Genomic DNA, 23,483 nt, shown 5'->3' on the forward strand with positions numbered 1-23,483 from the left:
TTAGTCAGAACATGCACCTGAATCGGAAACTCATTCTTTTTTGGCTGGCTGCGGTCATCACCGTTAGCGCCTGCAAAAGTAAAAAACAGGACCAGCAGGAAAATCAGGCCACCGAGGTCAAAACCGTTACGGCGCCGTCGTTTAACGCCGATTCGGCCTACGCTTACGTTGCCAGGCAGGTTTCGTTTGGCCCGCGGGTGCCCAATACCGATGCGCACCGCCGTTGCGGGGATTACCTGGTGGCGGCCCTGAAAGCATTCGGTTGTGAGGTAACCGTACAGGATTTTACGGCAACAACCTACGATAACCTGAAGCTGAATGCCCGGAACATCATCGGCAGCATTAATCCGCAGGCGAGCAAGCGGATTTTGCTGGCGTCGCACTGGGATTCACGCCCGTTTGCCGATCAGGATAGCACGGCCACGGCCAAAACCAAACCGGTGCTGGGTGCCAACGACGGTGCCAGTGGGGTGGGGGTTCTGCTCGAAATGGCCCGGACCATTCAAAACGCCGGTACCAAACCGGAGGTTGGCATCGACTTTATTTTCTTCGACGCCGAGGACTGGGGAAATTCGGAACTGGCCCGGGACGAATATGGCGGTTTTTGTCTGGGATCGCAGTATTGGGCGGCCAATAAACACAAACCGGGTTATACGGCTTATTACGGTGTTTTGCTGGATATGGTCGGTGCCAAAGGGGCCACGTTCCTGAAAGAAGGGAATTCGATGCAGTATGCGCCCACGGTGGTCAACACGATTTGGGAAACCGCCAGTCGCATGGGCTACAACCAGTATTTTGTCGATACGGGCCAGTCAGGACCGGCCATCACGGACGACCACCTGCCGGTCAACCGGGTCGCGAAAATTCCGATGATCGACATTATTCACCTGAACGTAAGCTCGGGGAGCTTCTTCGACGGCTGGCATACCACCGGCGACGGCATGGAAAACATCGACCGCAGCACGCTCAAAGCCGTCGGTCAGGTGCTGCTGCAAACGTTGTATAATGAACAGTAATTTTCTGCATGAACCGCAGGGGAGGCCCCGAATGAAAAATGGACAGCCAGCGGGATCGATTTGGCGAAAAATCCGTTGTTTATTTCTGTCTGCGAGCCTTTTTTACGGTTTATTTTTCCTGCAAAGTTGTTCCGCTCCGCCGGATCGGCTGGGAACGCTGGATCTGGTGAAATGGCGCGCGGACCGGGGCGGTTGCCAGGGCGTTCGGACGACGCTGGTTGATGATTTTAAAGCCATTCGGTCGGAACTAAAAGGGAAATCAGCGAATGAGGTGGGTAAAATACTCGGTCGGCCGGACAGCGAACAACTCGACGACCGGAACCAGAAATTTTACATTTATTTCCTCGAAAGCGGCCCGCACTGCCAGGACCCAAAAGTGAAAACCGGCAGCCGTTCCATTGCGCTGCGCCTGAGCGCCATCGGTTTGGTAACGGAAATTACGTTTCAGCGGGGACGGCCGTAATTCTTTTCGTTGCAGTAGCTGGTCTCCGGGCTGGGCGTAACTCCCCGTCGGGAAAATGATCCGTGGTTTTCTTCTGTTGATGCCGGGAAAAGATCAGATGTAAAATTTCTTCCGCTCGATAATCTCTTCGACCACGTCCGGCACCAGGTAGCGAATCGACCGGTTTTGTTTAATCGAATCCCGGATGAATGTCGCGGAAATGTCCAATAAAGGAGCCTGAATAAATTTTACGTTGGGGTGCTGCTCCAGTGGGCTGGGCGCGCTATTGGGTCGGGGATATACATAAAGGCCGTAGAACTCCAGAATTTTTTCGTAGTTCTTCCAGTTCGGAAACTGGGCCAGATTGTCACCGCCGATGATGAGTTTGAACTGGTGCTGCGGGTATTTTTCCTGGAGCCGGATTAGGGTGTCGATCGTGTAGCTGGGGCGCGGCATCGAAAATTCGATGTCTGTCGTTTTCAGCTTCGCATTGTCGGCAATGGCGCGTTCCACCAAATCGATGCGATCGAATTCGTGCAACAGGCTTTTGTTTTTCTTGAATGGATTCTGGGGCGAAACCACAAACCAGACCTGCTCCAGATCGGTGGTGGTGGCCATGGTGTTGGCAATGATCAGGTGGCCAATATGAACCGGATTGAAGGAACCGAAAAATAAGCCGATTTTCATACGCGCCGGTATCCCTTAGATGACGGTTGCTTTGTCCGGAATAAGACCGTGTTGCAGGAAGTCATCCGTCAGTTTCTGCGCTTTTTTGAGCGCTTCGTCGAGATCGTCGTTAACCAGAATGACATCAAACTGGTCCTGAAAGCTCATTTCAAAATGGACCTTAAAGAGTCGTTTCGACAAACTGTCTTCGGTTTCCGTGCCACGTCCTAGCAGGCGCTCCCGCAGGGTTGCCTCGTCCGGTACTTTTACAAAAATCGCCAGGGCTTTGTCGCCGTAGTACTTTTTCAGTTTTAAACCGCCCTGCACGTCCACGTCGAACAACACATGTTTGCCACTGTCCCAGACGCGCTGAATCTCAGTCTTTAACGTTCCGTAAAAGGCACCGACATACACCTCTTCCCATTCGACGAACTCGTCGTTATCAATTTTTTCCTTAAAATCTTCGGGAGTCAAAAAGTAGTAATCTTTACCGTTTTGTTCGGAGCGGCCCCGGCGGTCGCGGGTGCAGGCGGAGATGGAAAAACCGAGATTTGAATTAGCAGCCAGCAGATGTCTGACGATGGTGGTTTTGCCTGAACCGGAGGGGGCCGAAAAAATAATCAGTTTGCCTTCCAATGTTACTTATTTATTGATTTCTGCCTGAATAGCGGCTGCAATTTTATCCGGGCAACACTTCTTTTCAACTTTTCCCTGCAGTGCTTCTTTGATGCACTTTTCCAGGTTATACATATCGATGCAGGGTTGGCAGATTTCGATATGCTGCTTAAAATACTCTTTTTCTTCATCGGTGGCTCCCCCGTCCAGAATCGCCTGAATTCGCTTCAGGCATTTGGCCTGGTGTTCGCAGGATTCTTTCGTAGGGGCAGTCTTCTGCCTACCCTCCATACCAACCGTAGTCGATGAATGCAATGTGCCTGACATTGGAAAAATTTAATTTATTCCAGAAAATATTATACTATGATTTGTGTCTTGCCCTGATAACCAACGATCAATCCCAAAAAGTTTCAATTACTCATCATTTTTGTTGTAACCCATTGACGCTGCGTACTCTTTCAGCTTATCTTTCAACAGATTCCGGGCGCGGTGCAACCGTGAGCGGACCGTTCCAATCGGAATATCCAGGATCTTGGCCATTTCCTCGTATGTAAATCCTTCGATATCACAGAGGATAATAACCGTCCGGAAATCGACCGGCAGCGAGTTGAGCGCGGAGGCCACCTCGTCACCAATCATATCCTGCACCGTTTCGAACCTCAGATCCGTGGTGTGTTCGGTTTCTGATGCTTCATCGGAGTTGTAGGTGGTCTCAACATCCTGGTAATCAACTTTCGCAGGCTCTTTGCTTTTCTTGCGATAGTCATTAATGAAGCTGTTCTTCAGAATGCGGAACAACCACGCTTTCGCGTTAGTTCCCTGTTCGAAGGAAGAGATAAAGCGGAATGCTTTTAAATAGGTATCCTGCACCAGATCGTTCGCGTCATCTTCGTCCATCGTCAGGCGGAAGGCAAAGTTGTACATGGAGTCGATGTGGGGCATGAACTCCTTGTTGAAGACTTGGTACTTCTGTTCGTCGGTATACCCTTGGAGTTGCGTATCTGACATAATTTCGGGCATCGTCGTCATAAAATTACAAATGAAAATGAAAAGGCATCCATTTTTTTCGTAGGCTTCATCCAAATGGATGCGGTACGAGTAGCAATGTTACATACAATCAAGGGTTTAGGAGGTTGGCAACTAACTATTTACTGATAATAAAAAAGTTAATGCCAATGTTTTAGGACCCTGCAAAAATCAATCCTACCCCACAACTCTTCTCTGATTTGCAAGGAACAGGACAAATTGGCAGGATACAAGCCCGGGGTGATGGATGGTCGGTAAAACCGGATGGATGGACGGAAATAACGAGTGAAAAATAGGCAGGTCATCCGGAAATAATCGCTCAGCCGCCGGGGCGAATGAGCGTAAAAAAAGTCAGGAGGGTTGCCGAATCAGCGGTAAGGTGACTAAAAAATGACCGTCGACTTCCCGAACTGTTGGGCTGGGCTGGCTCAGCATCTGGTATTTCCGCAGAATATTGGAAATGCCAACCCCGTTGGACAGCACACGCGAGGCTTTCCGCTGGAGATTATTCGTGACCTGCACCTGGCCGTCGGAAGTCGTGATAATTTCAATGATCAGCGGCTGGTCGGGGAGCACGATATTGTGTTTCACGGCATTTTCGACCAGCAGTTGCAGCGTCAGCGGAGGAAGCTGGTGGGTGTGGTACTGGTCATCGACCCGCAGCTGGAGTTCCAGCCCGTCGCCATGCCGGGTTTTCAGCAGGTGGAAATAGGAACGGATAAAATCCAGTTCCGTCGTCAGGGGAATCAGGTCCTGTTCGTTGGAACGCAGCAAATACCGGTAGACGCTACTGAGTTCTTCCAGAAACTGGCCGGCCTGTTTCGGATTTTCCTCGATCAACGCCCCCAGCGAATTGAGGCTGTTGAACAGGAAATGCGGATTAACCTGCTGCTTGAGCGCTTCCAGTTGGCTTTGCAGGTTGGCAATCTGTAATTGCTCTTTTTCCTTTTCCGATTGACGGAGAAGGGTTGAAATGCGAAATGCTTCGTAAATGCCTAAAATGCAAAATGTTAAGGTGGCGGCACTGGACAGGATGCTGTCGGATCGGAACCGAAAGCTGGCCCGTGAACAGCAACGACGCAAAACCGCTCACAAACACTAAAAGGCAGATGGTTATCAGTAAACCGCTGAGAACCGTCCACCCGATTCGTTTGACAACCTGCTGGCGTTTCGGATACCGTTTTAGAAAATAACCAATCAAGAGACGATTGCTTTCCCAAATGACGGTCATAAAGGTCAGGGCAATACCTATTTTGGTCAGCTTCAACGGCGTGATTGGCGGGCGCAAATACCCACTCGAACTGATGCTCAGCAGCGTCAGGAAGAGAATGCCTGCCAAACGGATCCAGTGATTTTTCAGGTAGTGCACGGTGACGGACGTTTTTAGGCAAAACAGAGAACCGTAAAACAAAGGTACGGAAAAGCCGGGTCAAAAAGCCGGCTGAATCCGCCCTGATGTTGTGCGAGTTACCGTGCTGGAAAGCCGGGCTACTGACTCCCGAGTTCGCTCAAAAACCGGATCAAATCCCGTACATCGTCCTCCGAATAGGCATCCAGCAACCCCGTGGGCATCAGTGACCCGGTTTCAGTTTGTTTCGCCAGCTCTTTCTTTGGAATGATCCGGGTTTTGGGCGAATCCGTGGTTTTGATATGCACCACTTCCGGCGTTTCGAATACCTTGATGCCCTGAATCAGTTCGCCTTTTTTTGTTTCGACCTGCACCCGGTTGTAGCCCTCCTTGATGTTCTGGTTCGGCCACAGCACCTCCGTAATCAGCTCCCGCGACGAGAGCCCCCGGCCCACCGCCGACAGGTTCGGGCCGATGGTGCCGCCCTTTCCGTTGAGCGCGTGGCAGGCTGCACAGCTTGGATTCGCGCGGTAGATCAGCTCCCCGCGTTTGGCGTCGCCCCGTTCCAGAACGGCTTTGGCTAGTTTTTCGACGTATTCCGGACTGTATGGCCGCGAAAGAACCGTTCGTTCTTCGGCCATTTTATTCAGCCGGTTGCTGAGTTCGGGCGCGTCGATGCCTTTGATCGCCAGGGCTTCCAGGGCCAGCCGGGCCTGTGGTTTTGAAAGCGTGGTTTTGCCCAGTTGAGCCGCCAGCGCTTTAATTCCGCCCCGCTGATCGATGAGTGGCGTGAGGACATCCCGCATGGTGTTGGTGGTCAGGTCGGTGCGCTGCATTGCATTCACGGTCGCAACGGCGGCTTGCGTCACATCCAGTTCGCTCATGCCCTGTAAGGCGGCCAGTCGGATCAGGGTGGGGGTTTCGGACGTAGTAACCAGCTTTTGCAGCAAAGGCAAAACCGGGCGACCTTTCAGTTCAACCAGTGCTTTCAACCCCTCGGCCCGGACGCGCGAATTTTGCTGGCTGTTCATCGTCAGCGTGTGAATGGTGGGCGCGACGGATTGAATTTTCCACGTTTTGACGAGCTGAATGGCAGCTATCGTGACCTCGGCGGTTTTTGACAAGAGGCTTTTCCGGAGGTAACTGGCGGCTAAGGGCGTTACGGTTCGCGCGTCCAGTTTGCTCAGGCTTTCGAGCAGCCGCGCATCGGCCTGAGCCGAAGGCTGGCTCAGCACAAACTCGATATCGGGTGTTTTACCAATGGTGGCCAGACTGAGCAGCAGACTGCGCCGGACATCCGGTTCCAGATTGGCAATATCAGCCAGCTTCCGGTATTGTTCGGCAGCATACCACGTCGGCGGTAAAACGCTTACGAGCCACGCCAGATGAGCCGGTTTTTTAAAGATGAGTTTACCGGTTTGCAAAGCCGGTTCCCAGGCTTCCTGCAACGCATAAGCGGTTTTGTTGAGCGCATACCGCAGAAACTTGTCCATCGGATGGTCTAATACCTGCGTTGCCAGCGCCATCGCTTCCGGTTTGGGTACGTTGCTGACGGCTACCAGAGCTTCCAGCCGAACCCGCGCGTTTTCGTCCTGAATCAACGGTTCCAGCACGGCCAGCGGATTCGGCAGTCGGTCGCCCCAGCGCCCGGCAACGTGGGCGGCATAGGCCCGCGCGCCCGGTTCTTTTCCGGTTGCCAACTGCCGAAGCAGGGCTTCATGGACCAGTTCGTGGCTTTCAAAAACGCCGAGCGCTTCCATCAGATGATGCTCGTAATTCGGCTCGTTCCGGTTTAGTTTTTCAACCCATTCGGCTAAAGCCGGTCGAACTTCCGTGAGCGGTTTTTCGGCCAGCAGCCGCTTCACCTGATACCGTATCCAGTGCTCGTCAGATTTCAGGTAATCCAGCAAAGCCGCAGCGGGTTGTCCGGCCAGTTTCGGCGGTTGAACCAACGGGCGACCGGTGGCCGTGATGCGCCAGATGCGTCCGTGCATTTTATCCCGGTCCGGGTGGCGCATGGAAGCCTGGTAGTGGCCGATAATCGGGTTGTACCAGTCCAGCACATAAAGCGCCCCGTCGGGACCGACTTTAATGTCGATGGGCCGAAAACTGCGGCTGCCCGAACTCAGGATGGGATCGAGTTGCCGGGCCACATACCCCGACGAATCATCCGTTATCCGCATGCGCTCGATCTTGTTGTTGTAATAACCGGCCAGAATGAAATCGCCTTTTAGATCGTCGGGCAGGTGTTTGGTGCGGATCATTTCGATGATAGAGCCTTTGATCACCAGCTTACCGATGGGCGGGAGCAGGGCGCGGTGGGCGGTTTTGACCAGGCCCGGAACCGTATAAAACAATTCGGGGTCGTTGGCTTTGTGGAACATTTCGCCCCACTCGCCGAAGTTCATGCCCCACGGATTGACACTGGCCGTCGAACCGTCCAGAAAATTGTCGAGCTGACGGCGCAGCGGCCGATACCGCCAGATGGCCGCCCGGTCGGCTTTCTGGACGCCCCAGGCGGTTTCGACCCGGCTGTAAATGCTGTGGCCCTGTGAAAAAAACAGCTCACCGCCCGGGCTCCAGAGAAACGAATTGATGGTCTGGTGGGAATCGTGCGTCCCAAAACCCGACATCAGCACCTCCCGCGTGTCGGCTTTGCCATCGCCGTCGGTATCTTTCAGGAACACCAGTTCGGTTTGCTCACCCAGATAAACCCCGCCGTGACCAAGTTCAAAACCGAGGGGCATCATCAGATTGTCCGCAAAAACGTACGACGTGTCGGCCTTCCCATCGCGGTTACGGTCTTCGAGGATGATCAGCTTGTCAAACGGTTTTTTGCCGGGTTCCAGTTGCGGATAGGAGGGAATGGTCAGCACCCACAAGCGGCCCTTTTCGTCCCACCGCATGGCGCAGGGATCGGCAATGCCGAGTTCTTCGGACGCAAACAGCTCGATTTTATAGCCATCGGCAAGCTGGAAGGATTTGAGTTCGGCGGCCACCGAATTATCGCTTTCCGCCGGAGAAACCGACATTGGGTTAATGGTCTGAGCCCGACCCCAATTGATTTGGCCGACAAAAAGGAAGATGGCTAACGGGAAAATAACGGTTTTATGAACAGGACTCATCAGACACAAAATTCAGGGAGTAGGAAATAATTCTTGCGCAACGCAGCGGTTTTATCGAACCGGCGCCAGCTTGCGCTGTTCATTCATAATTCGTTGTTCAGCGCCCCGGATCAGGGGTTCGAAGGCTTTCATTTCTTCGGGAAAAATCCGGCGGGTTTTGTCCTGCCAGTCGTGGCTGAACGGCTGCGTTGTCCGGTCGCCGTTCAGAAACGCCCAGTTGCTGGGCCGCCAGTAGTTAAACCACAGGACGTTTTTATTCAGCACTTCCCGCTGAAGCGTAGTTAGTTGCTGGGAAAAATGTTCAGGTAAATTCAGGGTTTTCAGGATTAGGCTGGCCATTACTTGCTGTCCGACCTGGTTCAGATGCAAACCGTCATTGGTCAATGAGCCAACGGAAGAGGATGTGCGTATTGGGTGATACAGATCGATATAACCATACCCTTCGGTTTCGGCCAGCGTTTTGATGGCCTCGGCGTATTTCTCGACCGGCGCGCGACTCATTGGATTTTCCGATTTTCCCAGCGGAGTGCGATTTAGTTGATCGGGTTCGAACGGAACGGGCGAAAGCAGCACAATCTGCCGATCCGGTTTCCGGATGCTGTCGAGCAGTTGCCGGTAGGCGTCGATAAATTGGGGAATCGACTTTTCACCCTCCAGCGATTCCATTTGCCCAAATTGCGCAAATACAACGTTAGCACCCAGGCTGTCGAGGTTTTTGCTCCAGCTGCCAAAACCAACATCGCGGAATTGTTCGTACACCGTGTCGCCTTCCCAACCCAGGTTCCAGATGCGGAGTTGAGTCGTGGGGTGGGCTGCATACAGCAGCGTTTCCAGAATACCGTCTTTGCGCATGGCGGCTATGTTGGCTCCCCCCGCAAACGCGATGATGTCGCCCGACCGCAATGCCGGGACGGCATTGCCCTGGCGTTTGTCCAGCGGCAACTGGCCGGGGAAGGACGCTTTGTCCGTTGGTGGCTGGGCCTGGACAAGCCCAATCGTCAGCACCAGCAAAAGCAGCAAAAACCGCTGGCGCCGGAATACACAGAAACCGTTGTCGGAGGTAGAGAGAAAGGTCATGGGTTGATCGGATTAAGGCGCTCCGAACGGCCCGGTTAAGGGAATACGGATCGTTTGCTTCAACTCCCGCTCGGTAACGGTAAAAGCCATGGCCGGGCGTGCGCTACCCAATGCAAAATCGTATTTCTGCAGATTGGCTTTTGGAGGCCGTAAGAACTTGGGATTTTACCCGCGCTGGTGTTTCTTGCATACGGGTTAAAAACCGGTTTCCTGCCCGGGCAAGGCTGACCCGATCGCAACGTTTTCCATTCATTTTGTTTTCGTATGAAGGTTTTCTGCCGAGTCGTCACGAGTTTCCTCCTGCTAGGGTATTGCCACACTTCGTTCGCCCAAAAACCGGGAAATCCAGAACCCTACATCCGGTTCGACGACACCCGGACTGCCACCTGGCCAGCCGATTTTGAAGTGGTCGGCATTCCGTCTACGGCGGATGGACAGGTTCAGAAAGCGTATTTCTCCAAGACCCGATCGGGGCGCCCGCAACCCCTGATCATTTCGCTGCACACCTGGAGCGGGGATTATGCACAAAAGGATGATCTCGCGGCTCTTTGTCAGCAACGCGATCTGAATTACATCCATCCGGATTTTCGCGGGGCCAATAAGTCACCGAGTGCCTGTTGCAGCGAACTAGCCCTGTCGGATATCGACGATGCCATTGCGTTTGCGCGCCAGCACGCCCAGGTTGATACCAGCAAGATCTACGTAATTGGCGTCAGCGGGGGCGGTTATGCCACCCTGAGTACGTTCATGAAATCGAAGCACCCGGTTCGGAAATTTTCCGCTTGGGCGTCTATTGCGGACCTGGAAGCCTGGCACCGGGAAAGTACCATTCTCAGGAACAAATATGCTGCGGACGTCATCGCCTGCACGGATTCCGGGGAGGGCTTGAACCGGGAGAGTGCCCGTCGAAGGTCGCCCCAGTACATGAAAACGCCCGTGAAACGCTTAAAAACCGCCCAGCTTTCGATTTATGCGGGTATTTATGACGGCCTACAGGGCAGTGTGCCGATTACGCATTCCATCAATTTTTACAATAAGCTGCTGAAGGATCTGGCGGTTTCGGACCGATCCCGGTATGTGTCGGATCAGGAAAAGCTGCACCTGCTCGAATGGCGACAGCCCCTGGGGAAGCTTGGAACGATTGCCGACCGGCCGATCTGTTTGAAAAAGCGGTCCGGTAACCTGACCTTAACCATTTTCGAAGGCAACCACGAGATGCTGACCGAATACGCATTGAATGAACTCCTGAACGAATAAGTCCGCTGAAAACCGGAAAAGCAAAAGCCCAGCTAACTAGCTGGGCCTGGCCGGTACGGTGACTTCACGGGACGGAGGGCGAAGGGATCGATTTCCCTCAACGCTGAACCGTGACCCGCAAGAAAGTCGCCGGGATGGAGGTTGACTGGGGATCCGTGCTTTGATTCTGGCTGGTAAACAGTGCTTCCAGTTCACGCTTCAGGTCATCGGCCTTCCCGTTCTTTTCGGCGGCTTCGAAGGCGTTCATGGTGGGGCCATAGTAGTTCCGGAATCGCTCCAGGAATTCGGCGGGTGGAAAGGGAGCCTTGAAGGTATACGTATCCTTTTTAAACGCTATTTTCTCTTCCGGAATACCGGCCTGCCCGAAGCGTTCCACGACCTGACTTTCCACCCCCCACAACATGGGGCTGATGAAGCCTTCCGGCGGTGGGGGCGTGTAGGCCGAGCTGATGCGCAGAATCTGGGCCACCAGCGTAGGATCGCCCGGAATCCAGTTGCCCATCACGATGCGGCCTCCCGGCCGGGTGACCCGCACCATTTCCCGGGCCACGTCGAACGGTTTGGGGGCAAACATGGCGCCGAATATGCTGACAACCAGGTCAAAAGATTGATCCTCCAATTCGCTCAAATCGGTGGCGTCGCCCTCCTGAAAGGTGCAGTTGGTCAGCCCTTCGCTCTGGGCGCGTTTGTTGCCGGCTGCCACCAGATTGCGGGCGATATCGACGCCTAGAACCTGAGCGCCTAATTTGGCGGAAGGAATCGCCGTGGTGCCATCGCCACAGCCCAGATCCAGGACTTTCAGTCCTTTCGTGACCTTCAGTTTGTCGACCAGGGCGGCTCCGCTTTCGCGCATTGTTTCGGCCAGGCGGGTGAAGTCGCCTTTTTCCCATAGGGCTTTGTTGGGATTCATCATTTGTTGTTTAAAAGAAGTAAGGTGAAAATATAGGTTCACACGGGGCAACCAGGAGGTGCCACCGTCGGTCCTGGGGATAAGACTGGGCTTATCGTCAAAACCGACACAAAGGTAGAGGCTGCTTTTGTCGTAAAAATCACCGATTTCGGTGATTTTCCTGTCACGGAATTCCGTGATTTTGATCGGTAAGTTACATGATTTCAGCCTATTTTCGATACATCCAGTCGGGCTGGCTGGCACCGGGCAGCGAGGTAGCTGGGGTTATTTCCCCTGGCGACTGGTCCCAAACGGTTTCAGCAGATCACTGGAGAAGTAGCCGGTATTCTGGAGAAATCCGCTTTGGGTTGTTTCTCCCGTTTCGGGCATGACCTTATTTCGACCCCTGCCGACGAGCTTGCTCCTGAGCCGTTTGGCTAACTTCGCGCTACTGCGTACTTTGCAGTTCATTTTATACCTGATTCCTCCGTTGCCATGTATCTTCTTGGATTTGATGTCGGTAGTTCGTCCGTCAAAGCGTGTTTGCTGGAAGTAGAAACCGGGGCCGTTGTCGCGTCGGCGTTTTTTCCCGAATCGGAAATGCCGATTGATGCCCCCCATCCGGGCTTTGCGGAACAGAACCCCGATGCCTGGTGGAAAAATGCCTGTCTGGCGTCCAAAACCGTGCTGTCGAAAGCCGGGGTACAACCGGGCGACGTGAAAGCCATCGGGATTTCGTACCAGATGCACGGGTTGGTGGTGGTGGATAAAGACCAGCACGTCCTGCGTCCGTCGATCATCTGGTGCGACAGCCGGGCGGTGCCGTACGGAGAAAGAGCCTTCGAAGCCGTGGGCCGCACGAAAAGTTTGCAGCACCTGCTCAACTCGCCGGGCAACTTCACGGCCGCCAAACTGGCCTGGGTGAAGGAAAACGAACCGGCAGTTTACGGCAAAATTCATAAATTCATGCTGCCGGGCGATTACCTGGCGACCCGCATGACGGGCGAAATCATTACCACGCCCTCCGGTTTGTCAGAAGGCATTCTGTGGGATTTCCAGCGGGAACAACCCGCCGATTTTCTGCTCGATTATTTCGGTTTCGACTCGTCGCTGGTCGCCGATCTAAAACCGACTTTTTCCGTTCAGGGCGAACTGACCGCCCCGGCCGCCCGCGAACTGGGGCTGGCTGCCGGAACCCCGATTACCTACCGGGCGGGCGATCAGCCCAACAATGCCTTTTCGCTGAACGTGCTGGAACCCAACGAAATTGCGGCCACCGCCGGTACGTCGGGTGTGGTTTATGGCGTTAGCGATCAGGCGAAATACGATCCGCAATCCCGCGTGAACACGTTTTTACACGTCAGCCATACGCCCGAAGCGCCCCGGTACGGCGTGTTGCTCTGCATCAACGGCACCGGTATTCTGAACAGCTGGCTGCGGAATCACCTGCTGCGCGGCACGGTGAGTTACGCCGATATGAACGAACTGGCGAGTCACGCGCCCGTCGGGGCCGACGGACTGGTTTGTCTGCCCTTTGGCAACGGGGCCGAGCGGGTGCTCGAAAACCGCGACCCGGGCGCTTCGTTCCACGGGTTGCAATTGACCCGCCACGGGTTGCCCCACTGGATTCGGGCGGCCCAGGAAGGCATCGTTTTTGCGTTTTACTACGGCATTCAGGTGATGGAACAGGTCGGCGTCGGTCTGAAAACCATCCGGGCCGGCGAAGCCAATATGTTCCTCAGTCCGCTTTTCCGCGACACCTTAGCCAATCTGACGGGGGCTGAAATTCAGCTTTTTAATACCGATGGCGCGCAGGGAGCCGCCCGTGGGGCCGGTTTGGGCGCCGGTATTTACAAAAACCGCCAGGAAGCGTTCACCGGTTTGAAAGTGACGCGAACCATCGAACCTGACATGCGCGCCCAGGAAGCCTACCGCGATGCCTACGAAAAATGGCGGGGCGTTCTGGCGGATTAACTCCCAAACAAAACCGCCCCCGGCTCAAGCCGGGGGCGGTTTTCTACAATTGCCGGTTTCAGTTACTGCCAGATTTCTGCCGGGAACGGTTTTTCCAGTAAATACCGGTAAATAAACCGGGCGGTTTCGGCCTGCGCGTGTTTGCCTTTGGTCCCAAAACCGTGTCGGGCACCCGGATACACCATGAATTCGAAGTGCTTGTTCAGGTCTTCCAGCTTGTCAACGAGTTGAATCGAATTCTGCATGTGCACATTATCGTCCATCGTGCCGTGAACGATCCGGAGTGTGCCTTTCAGCCGGTCGGCGTAGGTCAGCACGGAGCTTTCCCTGTAGCCATCGGGGTTTTCGGCGGGCGTGTCCATGAAGCGTTCGGTGTATTCGCTGTCGTAGAGGTGCCAGTCCATAACGCCGAAGTTGGCAATACCGTGCGTAAACACATCCGCGCCCCGCGTCAACGCCAGCGCCGTCACATAACCGCCGTAGCTTCCGCCCGTAATCGCCACTTTCCGGGGATCAACCAGACCTTTTTCGATCAGCCAGTTGACCGCCGTGCTGTAGTCCTCCATTTCCCATTTGCCCAGATTGCGGTGCATAAAGTTCTGGCCGGTTTTTCCGAAATGTCCCGATGCACGGTGATCGATGCCCACCTGTAGCAGGCCATCCTGCGCATACCACTGCTCCTGCGGGGAGAAGTTCCAGCGGTCGTAAACCCGGCCGGCGTTGGGGCCGCCGTAGATGCTGATCAAAACCGGATATTTTTTGTTCGGATCGAAATTTGTCGGGTATTTGATCATCACCGGCAGCTGAAAACCGTCGGGCGTCGGCACGCGCACCAGTTCGGTACGGGCAACGGTAAATTTGTCAAAATCAGGACCTTTGGCGTCGCCCAGTTCGCGAATCATCTTGCCAGTTTTATCGAGCAAGGCCATTTTCGGCGGAGTCTGGAGATTCGAATAGGTCGTAATAAAGTAGCTGCCGCCGGGTGAAACCTGCACCTGGTGGGTATAGTCGCCGAACGTTAGCCGTTGCAACCCCTTGCCGTCGAGCTTGACCTTGTACAAATCGATCCGGGCCGAATTTTCCTTGCGGGCCGTGAAATACACCCAACCGTTTTTGGCGTCGATCAGCGAGAGGCCCGTGACGGTGTAATTCCCGCTGGTGATCGGGTTTTTCAGTCTGCCGTCCATCGTGTGGAGGTACAGATGCATCCAGCCCGACTCGTCGCTCTGGCGGATAAAATGCTTGCCGTCCGGCAGAAAATGCACCGTCGTCAGCCAGTCGACCCAGGTTTTCTGACTTTCACTCACCAACTCGGTTTTGCGGCCCGTTGCCGGATCGACCGCCAGCAGTTTCAGGTTGTCCTGCGCCCGGTTTTTCAGCTGCATCCAGAGTGCTTTCGAATCGGGTGTCCAGAAGGGCGTCCCGAAATAATGATCGGCGTTGGCGTCGAAATCCGCCCAGACAATCTTGCCACTGGCGACCTCGACGAGGCCCATTTGTACGAGCGGATTCGGGTCACCCGGTTTCGGATACCGCTGCCGTTCCAGATACCCGTGCTGGCCGGTTGCCCCCGCAATGGCAAAAACCGGCACCTTCGCTTCGTCGAAGCGCATGAAGGCCAGGTATTTGCTGTCGGGCGACCACCAGAAAGCTTTGTGCTGCGTGTTCCGGCCCAGTACTTCCTCCCAGTATACCCAGGCGGCATACCCATTATAAACCGTCTCGGAACCGTCGCTGGTCAGGCGTTTTTCCTCATTATTGCCCAGGTTTTTGAGGTATAAATCCTTGCTGTCGCGGGTAAACGCCAGCCATTTACCATCCGGCGAAACCGTCGGGTTCTGGCTATTAGCCCCCGCCAGGGCTGACAGGGGCGGAGAGACTTTCCAATCACTTTTACGCGTATCCTCGCCCTCCTGCCCGGTTTTGGCGTCAATGGAATACGTTTTTTTGTCTTTAAGCAGCAGATAGTGAGAATCGTCGGCCCAGCCCGAAACGGTCGGCAGGGTGTGCCAGACGTTGGTTTTCTCGTTTTTAAATAGTTGGGCCGCGCTGAAGGGTTGTTGCTGGGCGTATAAGGCCCCAGTGGAGACTAAAAATACTAGCAAAAGCTTGAATCGCATTCGAAATCGTTCGTTTAGGTTGATGAAAGAGGCCGGTTTTTGTTCGGGCAGGCAAAAGTTATGCTTTTAGGGCAAAAAACCAACAACCGGTCCGAAAACCGGGTCGGTTGTTGAACGTAGCCGGGCAGCCTGCCCGGCGGGGGCGGTTTGGGGCTTAAAATCAAGAAGAAAGTACCTGTTTGGATGTTTATACAAGAAATTTTACGTATACTAGTCGCTTGAAATCGCTATATTTTTTGATCAAATCCTGACATTCTATGAAAAAAATTACCCTTTTTACAGCCCTGCTGCTGAGTTCGGCTGCGGCTTTTGCCCAAACCTGGACGGTTGATAAAGCCCACGCCAAAGTCGGTTTTACGGTGACGCACCTGATGGTGTCGGAAGTTGATGGTAATTTCAAGACATTCGATGCCAAAATTACATCTGCCAAACCCGATTTCACGGATGCCGTCGTGGAACTGACCGCCGATGTCAACAGCATCGATACCGACAACGAACGGCGTGATGCCGATTTGAAAAGTGAAAAATTCTTCGACGCGGCCAAATACCCGACGCTGACGTTTAAAAGTACCTCGTTCAAAAAAGTGGAAGGGAAAAAGTACAAAGTGACGGGCGATCTGACCATGCACGGCGTGACCAAACCCGTGACGCTGGATGTCGTCCTGACCGGTCCGGTCCAGCACCCGATGAACAAAAAAGACATTGCCGGTTTTAAAATTACCGGCGAACTGAAGCGTTCGGACTTCAACATTGGCCCCGGCATGAGTACCGCCGTGGTGAGCGACGAAGTGACCCTTCGCGCGAACGCCGAATTCGGCAAGCAGTAGAGTTTTGCCCGCAAGAAAGAAGAAGGAGGACAGGCCGTTTCCGGCTTGTCCTTTTTGTTAGCTTTGTGCCGATTTAGCTCCCTTGACTATGAAAAAACTATTCACCTTAACCGCGTTGCTCGTTTGTTTTATGGTCCACGCCCAATCGCCCAAAGAAATTCTGTATGTCGGCACCTACTCGACCCGCGGCAGCGAAGGGGTTTACGTCCTGGAATTCGACCGCGCCAACGGCTCGCTGAAACAAATCCAGACGGTTTCCAACGCCAAAAGCCCCTCGTTTCTGGCCATTCACCCGACCGGCAACTACCTCTATTCGGTCAACGAAGGCGCGGCCAATTCGGGCGGGGTTAGTTCCTATACCATCGAACCCAAAACCGGCAGGCTGACGATGATGAACCAGCAGTCGTCGCACGGACGCGGCCCCTGCCATATCGCCATCGACCAAACCGGCAAGCTGGCGTTTGTCTCGAACTACGGCGGAGGAACGTTCACGGTTTTGCCCATCCGGAACGACGGCACGCTCGGACTGGCCACGGATACGCTGAAGTACGAGGGAAAAGGCACCCATCCGCAACGGCAGGAAAAAGCGCATATTCACTCGGCCACGGTTTCGCCCAACAACCGGTTTGTGTACGTCTGTGACCTCGGTACTGACAAGGTGTATATTTACGAATTCGATAAGGCATCCGGCAAGGTAAAACCGGCCGCTACGCCCTACGCCAGCGTTTCGCCGGGTTCGGGGCCGCGTCACATTGCCATTCATCCGAACGGCAAATACCTGTACCTGGTGGAAGAACTGACCTCAACGGTGGCGACTTTCGCGCTGAACAGCAAAACCGGGGCGCTGACGCTGCTGCAGGACAACGTAAAAACGCTGCCGGCCGATTTCACCGGCAAGAACACCAGCGCCGACATTCACACCGATCCGAAAGGGAAGTTTCTGTTCCACTCCAACCGGGGGTATGATGCACTGGCCATCCTGTCGATTGCCAACGATGGCAAGGTGTCGCTGATTGGCCAGCAACCGACCGAAGGCAAAACGCCCCGCAACTTCCTGGTCGACCCGAAAGGGGAGTATGTGTTTGCGGCCAACCAGGATACCGATAACATTGTCGTGTATAAACTCGACGGCAAAACCGGTAAACTGACGCCGACCGGCACGCAGCTGAACGTTCCGTCGCCGGTTTGCCTGAAGCTGTTTACGGTCAAATGACCCGCGCCGATCTTCGCCAACTTCTGGATTCGCTGAACAGGGCCGTTCTTAAATCATTGGTCAATTCATTAAAATGGATCTGATTCTTCCGGATCATAAACCGCTGCCCGAAAGGGTAGTTAGTCCGCTAGGGGCATATCCGGTTCCCGGAAATTGATCCGCAGGCCGGGACGCTGTTGGCCAAACGATTAGTTTACGACTTGCAAATCCGGAACCGCTGGTGGGCATTCATTTATCAATCCCGACCAGCGGTTCCGGCGTCTGACAACGTGTTGACCCGTTTATGCAACTTACCGAAGCCATTCAGTTAATCAACAGCGATCGGATCGTCACACCGACCGCATCGGTCTGGGCGGATTTGGGGTGCGGTTCCGGCTTGTTTACGTTTGCACTGGCTCATTATTTACCGATGGGCAGTCGTATTTACGCCGTTGACCAGCGCAATCCGTTACAACCGGAAACCCGGCCCAACGGGGTTGAAATTTACCCACTGCAAAAGGATTTTGTCCGGGATGATCTGGCCCTCCCGGCGCTGGACGGTATATTGCTGGCCAACGCCCTGCATTACGTAGCGGACAAACCCGGTTTTCTCAGGCAACTCGGCAAATCCCTGAAACCGGACAGCCGGTTTTTGATCGTCGAATATGATACGGATCAACCGGTTCCGACCTGGGTCCCGTACCCCGTTAGCTGGGCTGCGCTGACGCGGTTGTTTACGATGGCGGGCTACAATAGCATTGAGAAACTGGGGGAACGGCCTTCCCGGTACCGAACCGGAAACCTGTATGCGGTTTTGATCAGCCGGTAATTTCCCGCAAAAGGCACTCCGTTTACCGGCGGTTTTTGCGGTTTTTTCGCGCCGGAAAACAGCCGCCCAAAATTGTCGTAATCACCCCCTACCATTGCCGTTTTTAGACACGTTCGAAGTCGGAGGTGGAAGGTAACTTTGTACTGTTCAGTTTATTCAATAACAAAGCGATCATGAAAAAAACAAAAATTCTTTACTGGGTTTTTACCGGTCTGTTTTCTTTTGCCATGTTTGGTTCGGCGATTCCTAATATTCTGGTGGATCAAGGTTCGCTGGATCTTTTTAAAACGCTGGGTTTACCAGCGTATCTGATTCCGTTCATTGGATGGGCCAAGGCGCTCGGCGTCATCGCCATTCTGATTCCTGGATTTCCACGGTTGAAGGAATGGGCCTATGCGGGTCTGTCAATGGACCTGGTGGGAGCTACGTACTGCATCTACCATAACAGTAAAAACACAACGGATTGGCTGCCCATGCTGGCATTCCTCGTCCTTGCTGCTGTTGCCTATGGCCTCTACATCAAAAAACAGCGCATCGCCGGACAGGATTTTCCCGAGAATCTGGCGACCAAAGCATTCCATACAGCGTCCTAAAGCGCTACTAACCAAACTATTTCTGTGGCTGCAATGTATCCTTCATAGCAGCCACAGTTGCGTTTACTCCAACAACAAATACACCCGTGCATGACCCATCGCTTTTATGCCCTTCTGGCCAATACGCTGGCGGCTTCGCTGACCAATAATGCCGTCTGGTTTGCCCTGACGTTCTGGGCGTATCTGGAAACCAAGTCGGTGGTTGTCACCTCCGTTATGGCCGGAATTTACCTGGCCACCGTCGCCTTTTCCGGTTTTTTTCTGGGATCGATTGTCGATCATTACCGAAAAAAAACGTCCATGCTGCTGTCGAGTCTGGTGTCGTTCGGGCTGTACTTTTTCGCCCTGATTCTGTACAGCAGCACGCCCGAAACCGTCTTTTCGGATCCTTCAAGTCCTCAACTCTGGATTTTTCTCCTGCTCGGGTTGCTGGGCGCCATTGCGGGGAACATCCGCACCATCACGATTTCTACGCTGGTGACCATGCTTATTCCCGAACCGGAACGCGATAAAGCCAACGGCATGGTCGGAACGGCCAACGGGGTTTCGTTTCTGATCGCATCGCTGTTCAGCGGTTTTATCATCGGCTTTCTGGGCATTTCGTGGATGCTCACCCTGGCGCTGACGCTCACCGGTCTGGTAATCCTGCACGTCTGGATGGTGCCCATTCCGGAACCGGAAATCGTTCATGCCCAGACCGAAACCACCGGGCGGGTCGATATTCGGGGCACTTTGAAAGCCGTGCGGCAGATGCCCGGTTTGCTGGCACTTATTTTTTTCAACACTTTCAATAACTTTCTGGGCGGGGTCTACATGTCGCTGATGGATGCCTACGGGTTGTCGCTCGTATCGGTGCAGGTGTGGGGGGTTCTGTGGGGTTTTTTGAGCCTCGGGTTCATCGTCGGTGGTATTGTCGTAGCCCGAAAAGGGCTGGGGGTCAGACCCCTACGCACTCTTTTTCTGTCCAATATCATCATGTGGGTCGTCTCGGTTTTCTTTACCATTCAGGCGTCGATTGTGCTGCTTTCGGTAGGCATGTTTATTTACCTGTGCCTGATTCCGGTGGTGGAAGCCGCCGAACAGACCATTATCCAGAAACTGGTTCCGCCCGAACGGCAGGGCCGGGTTTTCGGCTTTGCCCAGAGCGTCGAACAGGCCGCTTCACCGATCACCGCCTTTTTTATCGGTCCGATTGCCGAACTGGTTTTCATTCCGTTCATGACAACCGGCGCGGGCGTCGACCTGATTGGTTCGTGGTTCGGAACCGGCAGCGCCCGGGGGCTGGCGCTGCTGTTTACCGTTACCGGGCTGGTCGGCCTGATCATCACGGTGATCGCCATGCGGTCGGCGTCGTACAAACTGCTATCGGTTAATTACCAAAAACTAATGGCTTCTCCGGCGGTCGCGGAATAACGACCGCAGCCGCTCCTGGCGGAATCAACAATTAATTCCATGAAGAACGTTGGGGTTGGAAACGCAATGGTAGCAGTTCTCGGCAATGATCTACTTGGTGAATGGAAATGGAACAGGTTAAAAAACTGAAAAATTATACCGACAATTTTTCAACCTGGAAAACAATTTACGCGGTCCGGAGTTTTATAGATGTAATTCGCTCGACCTGGGAAAATTGAACGGAAACGTGAACTATACTTAGAACCGAGTGAACTGAGAAGCCAGATGATAGCTATTCATCTGGCTTTCTTTTTGGGTAAAAATAAGAAGGGACAGGCGTTGCGCTGTCCCTTCTTATTTTTGTTAGGTGATTGAAATCAGTCGGATTTGGCCGGTTTTTCCTCGCCTTTGGGTTTGAGAACACCACGGGCAATGGGCTCCGGTTTCGACTTGGGATCGGTAAAGCGCAGTAACGTGGCCGTCGGGAAAACCGCTTTGGGCTGTTTGACAATAACCAGCTGGTACGACCGCGTTCCGACCACCAGGTTATAATACGTCATCTGGTCGGCGGTCTGGGGAAGGCCCCAGTTGGCAACGGGTTCTTTGGCCAGTATCGTCTGATCCTCCTCCGACAAAGCCGCGTAGACAGTATCGGGCTGGAACTGTTTGCCGGTAATGCCTTCAATCGTCGAAACAACCGCCGACGGTTTGGCCGGGGTTGTTTTATTCTGCGCCGGGGCTGACACTCCCGTCAACAGGAGCCCCAGCAGAATGAGCATGTTTTTCATAGTCCGTTGCGTAATTTGTTAGTAAACCCATTTATTGGCTCCTGGTTTATAAAACCGGGTGATGATTGACCGAAACCGGCGAAAACCGTTTTCCCGGGAATGGGCCGGGATTTTGTTGCCCGTTTCAAAACCGCCATGAAGTGAACTGATTTTTAGCTATGACAACGCCAGAACCGCAGCCGGAACCTTTTCATTTTAAGGACGATGGTGCCATTCCTAACAGTACCTACCCGTTGCTACTGTACCGCAACGCTTTTTCCGAAACCGGTTCGGCGGGCGCATCCTGGCTGGAACGGCGGTTTTCGGCCAACAACTGGACCAATTCCTGGCGCAACGGCGTTTATTCCTACCACCATTACCACAGTACTTCGCACGAAGTATTGGGCGTCTATAGCGGTTCGGCCCTGCTGCACCTGGGTGGAGAGACCGGCGAAAAAGTGCGGGTCCAGGCCGGTGACATCATTGTTATTCCGGCGGGTGTAGGGCATAAAAAGCTGGAAGCCACGGCAGATTTCGGCGTGGTCGGGGCCTATCCGGACGGGCGTGATTGTGATGTACTGCGCGGAAAACCGGGGGATCGTCCGCAGGCCGATAAAAACATTGCCGCCGTCCCGCTGCCCCAAACGGACCCGTTGCGGGGCACAACCGGTGGCGTGGTGGCGCTTTGGAAATAAGTCCGAATTGGTTTTACGGGGGTTGTTCGTATGCCCGTGGCTGCTAATTTTACGGCTTTTCAACAAACGAATACAACCAACCATGAAAAAACCGTACGGTATTTTTGCGTTACTTTTCCTTACTATTTTCTGTCAGCTTGCTTTCTGGCCGGGGCCGGTTTTCGGCCAGTCGGCTAAGAAAAAATACGTGCTGATCGGGTACGTTGGCGGGGGAGGCTGGACCAAAAACGATATTGAAGCCCAGAAACTGACGCACATCAATTACGCCTTTGCCGTGCCCGCCGAAAATGGCGAACTGGCCCCGATCAAGGCGCGTGACTCCGTCAATCTGGCGACCCTGAATACGCTGAAAGCCGTAAACAAAGACCTGCAAATCCTGATTTCCATCGGCGGCTGGGGCGGTTGCCGGTATTTTTCGGACGCTGCGCTGACGGATGCCTCCCGGAAAAAATTTGCCCGGAGTGCGGTTTCGTTTATGAAAAAACACCGGCTCGACGGGGTTGATATTGACTGGGAATACCCGGACCAGATTGGTGAGAATAACATCTTCCGGCCCGTCGACAAACAGAATTTTACGCTTTTGCTGAAGGAGTTGCGCCAGCAACTGGACACGCAGGGTAAGAAAGACCGGCGGCCCGCAGCCCGGCATTACCTGCTAACGGCTGCCACCGGGGGCGATACGGCCTTTGTAAATCATACCGAACTGGGGAATGCCCAGAAATACCTCGATTACGTCAACATCATGACGTACGATCTGTACCACGGTAATGACAAGAAAACCGGTCACCACAGCCCCTTGTACCAGTCGGCGCTCAGCGACCGTTCCCGCAACAGTTCCGACGATGCCGTCAACGGCCACATCAAAGCCGGAGTACCCGCCCGCAAAATCGTGTTGGGCCTGCCGTTTTACGGACGGGGCTGGACGGCGGTCAACCCGGTTAACAACGGCTTATTCCAGCCATCGGCGGGGAAACACATCAGTCCGAATTACTATGATCTGGTGGCGAATTACATCAATAAAAACGGCTACACCCGGTATTGGGACGACAAGGCCAAAGCGCCCTACCTGTGGAATCCGGAAAGCCGCACCTTCATTTCCTACGCCGACAAGGAGTCGATGGTGCATAAAATCGATTATGTCAAATCCAAAGGGCTGGCGGGGGCCATGTTCTGGGAGTACACGCTCGATCTAAAGTCGGACAAATTGCTGGATGTACTGGTGCAGGAACTGGCAAAATGAGTAAAAGCTGTTCAGCGGAGAAATTATAAAACTCCGCTGAACAGCTTTTCAGTTTAAATCACCTGGACACCTACTTCGTAGTAGTCGATCGTGGGCGGTCCGGCAAAATAACCCTTCATCTGGCTCAACACGTCCTGTAAAAAACCATTGCTTTCGGCGTCTTTCCGGGCCTGCTCCGATTCCCAGAGCGTCACCATCAGGCACTTGTTGGTGGCCGGATCGGTCAGAAAACGGCTGTTTTTAAAACCGTTCAGTTCTTTCAGTGCCGGCCCAACGCTTTCCCGGAAATACTGGGTAGCCTGATCGATGGCATCGGGTTTTAACGGAACCTGAATAACACGTGCGTACATATGATAAGGGGCTAGGGATGAAATAGTTACTAAAGATAAGACT

22 protein-coding genes are annotated in these 23,483 nt (G+C 53.8%); 11 read left to right on the forward strand and 11 right to left on the reverse strand.

Going from position 1 to position 23,483, the window contains the following annotated elements:
• Positions 1-11: 11 nt before the first annotated feature.
• Both ACFPMF_RS19095 and ACFPMF_RS19100 read left to right on the forward strand, forming a co-directional pair.
• Positions 12-1,016, forward strand: coding sequence for a M28 family peptidase (locus tag ACFPMF_RS19095; protein WP_379848333.1), 1,005 nt, complete (start codon positions 12-14; stop codon positions 1,014-1,016).
• 31 nt (positions 1,017-1,047) lie between these two features.
• Entirely contained in the window at positions 1,048-1,479 is a 432-nt protein-coding gene (locus ACFPMF_RS19100) for a hypothetical protein (protein ID WP_379848334.1), read from the forward strand.
• A 93-nt stretch (positions 1,480-1,572) separates the two neighbouring features.
• On the opposite strand, the gene nadD is transcribed toward ACFPMF_RS19100, so the two are convergent.
• From nadD to ACFPMF_RS19135, 7 genes are all read right to left on the reverse strand, one after another.
• Positions 1,573-2,145: a nicotinate (nicotinamide) nucleotide adenylyltransferase gene (gene nadD, locus ACFPMF_RS19105; protein WP_379848335.1), complete on the reverse strand. Its 573-nt coding sequence runs from the start codon at positions 2,143-2,145 to the stop codon at positions 1,573-1,575.
• 15 nt (positions 2,146-2,160) lie between these two features.
• Positions 2,161-2,760 carry a guanylate kinase gene (gmk, locus tag ACFPMF_RS19110; protein WP_379848336.1) on the reverse strand — a complete coding sequence of 200 codons (600 nt, stop codon included), beginning with the start codon at positions 2,758-2,760 and terminating at the stop codon, positions 2,161-2,163.
• Positions 2,761-2,766: 6 nt separating this feature from the next.
• Positions 2,767-3,030, reverse strand: coding sequence for a zf-HC2 domain-containing protein (locus ACFPMF_RS19115; RefSeq protein WP_379848337.1), 264 nt, complete (start codon positions 3,028-3,030; stop codon positions 2,767-2,769).
• A gap of 123 nt (positions 3,031-3,153) precedes the next feature.
• Positions 3,154-3,768, reverse strand: coding sequence for a sigma-70 family RNA polymerase sigma factor (locus ACFPMF_RS19120; RefSeq protein ID WP_134024909.1), 615 nt, complete (start codon positions 3,766-3,768; stop codon positions 3,154-3,156).
• Positions 3,769-4,116: 348 nt separating this feature from the next.
• A complete protein-coding gene (locus ACFPMF_RS19125; RefSeq protein WP_379848338.1) occupies positions 4,117-4,848 on the reverse strand; it encodes a sensor histidine kinase in 732 nt (243 codons plus the stop codon).
• Between the two features lie 405 nt (positions 4,849-5,253).
• The gene (locus ACFPMF_RS19130) at positions 5,254-8,145 is read right to left on the reverse strand and encodes a PVC-type heme-binding CxxCH protein (protein WP_379848339.1); all 2,892 of its coding nucleotides are present in this window, start codon (positions 8,143-8,145) and stop codon (positions 5,254-5,256) included.
• A 144-nt stretch (positions 8,146-8,289) separates the two neighbouring features.
• On the reverse strand, positions 8,290-9,315 hold the full coding sequence (locus tag ACFPMF_RS19135) for an SGNH/GDSL hydrolase family protein (protein ID WP_379848340.1): 1,026 nt from the start codon (positions 9,313-9,315) through the stop codon (positions 8,290-8,292).
• Between the two features lie 264 nt (positions 9,316-9,579).
• Here ACFPMF_RS19135 and ACFPMF_RS19140 point away from each other — a divergent pair, with 264 nt between their 5' ends.
• Positions 9,580-10,572, forward strand: coding sequence for an alpha/beta hydrolase family protein (locus ACFPMF_RS19140; protein ID WP_379848341.1), 993 nt, complete (start codon positions 9,580-9,582; stop codon positions 10,570-10,572).
• 97 nt (positions 10,573-10,669) lie between these two features.
• On the opposite strand, the gene ACFPMF_RS19145 is transcribed toward ACFPMF_RS19140, so the two are convergent.
• Positions 10,670-11,485, reverse strand: coding sequence for a class I SAM-dependent methyltransferase (locus ACFPMF_RS19145; protein ID WP_379848342.1), 816 nt, complete (start codon positions 11,483-11,485; stop codon positions 10,670-10,672).
• Positions 11,486-11,956: 471 nt separating this feature from the next.
• Here ACFPMF_RS19145 and ACFPMF_RS19150 point away from each other — a divergent pair, with 471 nt between their 5' ends.
• Entirely contained in the window at positions 11,957-13,435 is a 1,479-nt protein-coding gene (locus ACFPMF_RS19150; RefSeq protein ID WP_379848343.1) for a xylulokinase, read from the forward strand.
• Between the two features lie 62 nt (positions 13,436-13,497).
• Here ACFPMF_RS19150 and ACFPMF_RS19155 read toward each other — a convergent pair whose 3' ends face one another.
• Positions 13,498-15,555 carry a S9 family peptidase gene (locus ACFPMF_RS19155; protein ID WP_379848344.1) on the reverse strand — a complete coding sequence of 686 codons (2,058 nt, stop codon included), beginning with the start codon at positions 15,553-15,555 and terminating at the stop codon, positions 13,498-13,500.
• A 257-nt stretch (positions 15,556-15,812) separates the two neighbouring features.
• Between ACFPMF_RS19155 and ACFPMF_RS19160 the strand changes: the two genes are divergently transcribed.
• The 5 genes from ACFPMF_RS19160 to ACFPMF_RS19180 all read left to right on the forward strand — a co-directional run bounded on the left by ACFPMF_RS19160 (position 15,813) and on the right by ACFPMF_RS19180 (position 20,409).
• Positions 15,813-16,382 carry a YceI family protein gene (locus ACFPMF_RS19160; protein ID WP_379848345.1) on the forward strand — a complete coding sequence of 190 codons (570 nt, stop codon included), beginning with the start codon at positions 15,813-15,815 and terminating at the stop codon, positions 16,380-16,382.
• Positions 16,383-16,470: 88 nt separating this feature from the next.
• A complete protein-coding gene (locus ACFPMF_RS19165) occupies positions 16,471-17,595 on the forward strand; it encodes a lactonase family protein (RefSeq protein ID WP_379848346.1) in 1,125 nt (374 codons plus the stop codon).
• Between the two features lie 283 nt (positions 17,596-17,878).
• Positions 17,879-18,403, forward strand: coding sequence for a class I SAM-dependent methyltransferase (locus ACFPMF_RS19170; protein ID WP_379848347.1), 525 nt, complete (start codon positions 17,879-17,881; stop codon positions 18,401-18,403).
• A gap of 173 nt (positions 18,404-18,576) precedes the next feature.
• Positions 18,577-18,996, forward strand: coding sequence for a DoxX family protein (locus tag ACFPMF_RS19175; protein WP_379848348.1), 420 nt, complete (start codon positions 18,577-18,579; stop codon positions 18,994-18,996).
• A gap of 90 nt (positions 18,997-19,086) precedes the next feature.
• Positions 19,087-20,409, forward strand: a complete 1,323-nt coding sequence (locus ACFPMF_RS19180; RefSeq protein WP_379848349.1) for an MFS transporter — start codon at positions 19,087-19,089, stop codon at positions 20,407-20,409.
• 356 nt (positions 20,410-20,765) lie between these two features.
• Here ACFPMF_RS19180 and ACFPMF_RS19185 read toward each other — a convergent pair whose 3' ends face one another.
• Complete coding sequence (locus ACFPMF_RS19185) at positions 20,766-21,176, reverse strand: hypothetical protein (protein ID WP_379848350.1); 411 nt, start codon at positions 21,174-21,176, stop codon at positions 20,766-20,768.
• A gap of 158 nt (positions 21,177-21,334) precedes the next feature.
• On the opposite strand from ACFPMF_RS19185, the gene ACFPMF_RS19190 reads away from it, so the two are divergent.
• Both ACFPMF_RS19190 and ACFPMF_RS19195 read left to right on the forward strand, forming a co-directional pair.
• Positions 21,335-21,850, forward strand: coding sequence for a cupin domain-containing protein (locus tag ACFPMF_RS19190; RefSeq protein WP_379848351.1), 516 nt, complete (start codon positions 21,335-21,337; stop codon positions 21,848-21,850).
• An 82-nt stretch (positions 21,851-21,932) separates the two neighbouring features.
• Positions 21,933-23,090, forward strand: a complete 1,158-nt coding sequence (locus tag ACFPMF_RS19195; protein ID WP_379848352.1) for a glycoside hydrolase family 18 protein — start codon at positions 21,933-21,935, stop codon at positions 23,088-23,090.
• A gap of 53 nt (positions 23,091-23,143) precedes the next feature.
• On the opposite strand, the gene ACFPMF_RS19200 is transcribed toward ACFPMF_RS19195, so the two are convergent.
• Entirely contained in the window at positions 23,144-23,440 is a 297-nt protein-coding gene (locus tag ACFPMF_RS19200) for an antibiotic biosynthesis monooxygenase family protein (RefSeq protein ID WP_379848353.1), read from the reverse strand.
• Positions 23,441-23,483: the final 43 nt, after the last annotated feature.

This window comes from Larkinella bovis, from assembly GCF_042655385.1.
Lineage (GTDB): Bacteria > Bacteroidota > Bacteroidia > Cytophagales > Spirosomataceae > Larkinella > Larkinella bovis.

Excerpts from the sequence above, each read along its gene's own strand:
- ACFPMF_RS19095 (WP_379848333.1), top strand. The coding sequence starts at position 12 with ATGCACCTGAATCGGAAACTCATTCTTTTTTGGCTGGCTGCGGTCATC.
- ACFPMF_RS19100 (WP_379848334.1), top strand. The coding sequence starts at position 1,048 with ATGAAAAATGGACAGCCAGCGGGATCGATTTGGCGAAAAATCCGTTGT.
- nadD (WP_379848335.1), bottom strand. The coding sequence starts at position 2,145 with ATGAAAATCGGCTTATTTTTCGGTTCCTTCAATCCGGTTCATATTGGC.
- ACFPMF_RS19115 (WP_379848337.1), bottom strand. The coding sequence starts at position 3,030 with ATGGAGGGTAGGCAGAAGACTGCCCCTACGAAAGAATCCTGCGAACAC.
- ACFPMF_RS19120 (WP_134024909.1), bottom strand. The coding sequence starts at position 3,768 with ATGACGACGATGCCCGAAATTATGTCAGATACGCAACTCCAAGGGTAT.
- ACFPMF_RS19130 (WP_379848339.1), bottom strand. The coding sequence starts at position 8,145 with ATGTCGGTTTCTCCGGCGGAAAGCGATAATTCGGTGGCCGCCGAACTC.
- ACFPMF_RS19135 (WP_379848340.1), bottom strand. The coding sequence starts at position 9,315 with ATGACCTTTCTCTCTACCTCCGACAACGGTTTCTGTGTATTCCGGCGC.
- ACFPMF_RS19140 (WP_379848341.1), top strand. The coding sequence starts at position 9,580 with ATGAAGGTTTTCTGCCGAGTCGTCACGAGTTTCCTCCTGCTAGGGTAT.
- ACFPMF_RS19145 (WP_379848342.1), bottom strand. The coding sequence starts at position 11,485 with ATGATGAATCCCAACAAAGCCCTATGGGAAAAAGGCGACTTCACCCGC.
- ACFPMF_RS19150 (WP_379848343.1), top strand. The coding sequence starts at position 11,957 with ATGTATCTTCTTGGATTTGATGTCGGTAGTTCGTCCGTCAAAGCGTGT.
- ACFPMF_RS19155 (WP_379848344.1), bottom strand. The coding sequence starts at position 15,555 with ATGCGATTCAAGCTTTTGCTAGTATTTTTAGTCTCCACTGGGGCCTTA.
- ACFPMF_RS19160 (WP_379848345.1), top strand. The coding sequence starts at position 15,813 with ATGAAAAAAATTACCCTTTTTACAGCCCTGCTGCTGAGTTCGGCTGCG.
- ACFPMF_RS19165 (WP_379848346.1), top strand. The coding sequence starts at position 16,471 with ATGAAAAAACTATTCACCTTAACCGCGTTGCTCGTTTGTTTTATGGTC.
- ACFPMF_RS19170 (WP_379848347.1), top strand. The coding sequence starts at position 17,879 with ATGCAACTTACCGAAGCCATTCAGTTAATCAACAGCGATCGGATCGTC.
- ACFPMF_RS19175 (WP_379848348.1), top strand. The coding sequence starts at position 18,577 with ATGAAAAAAACAAAAATTCTTTACTGGGTTTTTACCGGTCTGTTTTCT.
- ACFPMF_RS19180 (WP_379848349.1), top strand. The coding sequence starts at position 19,087 with ATGACCCATCGCTTTTATGCCCTTCTGGCCAATACGCTGGCGGCTTCG.
- ACFPMF_RS19185 (WP_379848350.1), bottom strand. The coding sequence starts at position 21,176 with ATGAAAAACATGCTCATTCTGCTGGGGCTCCTGTTGACGGGAGTGTCA.
- ACFPMF_RS19190 (WP_379848351.1), top strand. The coding sequence starts at position 21,335 with ATGACAACGCCAGAACCGCAGCCGGAACCTTTTCATTTTAAGGACGAT.
- ACFPMF_RS19195 (WP_379848352.1), top strand. The coding sequence starts at position 21,933 with ATGAAAAAACCGTACGGTATTTTTGCGTTACTTTTCCTTACTATTTTC.
- ACFPMF_RS19200 (WP_379848353.1), bottom strand. The coding sequence starts at position 23,440 with ATGTACGCACGTGTTATTCAGGTTCCGTTAAAACCCGATGCCATCGAT.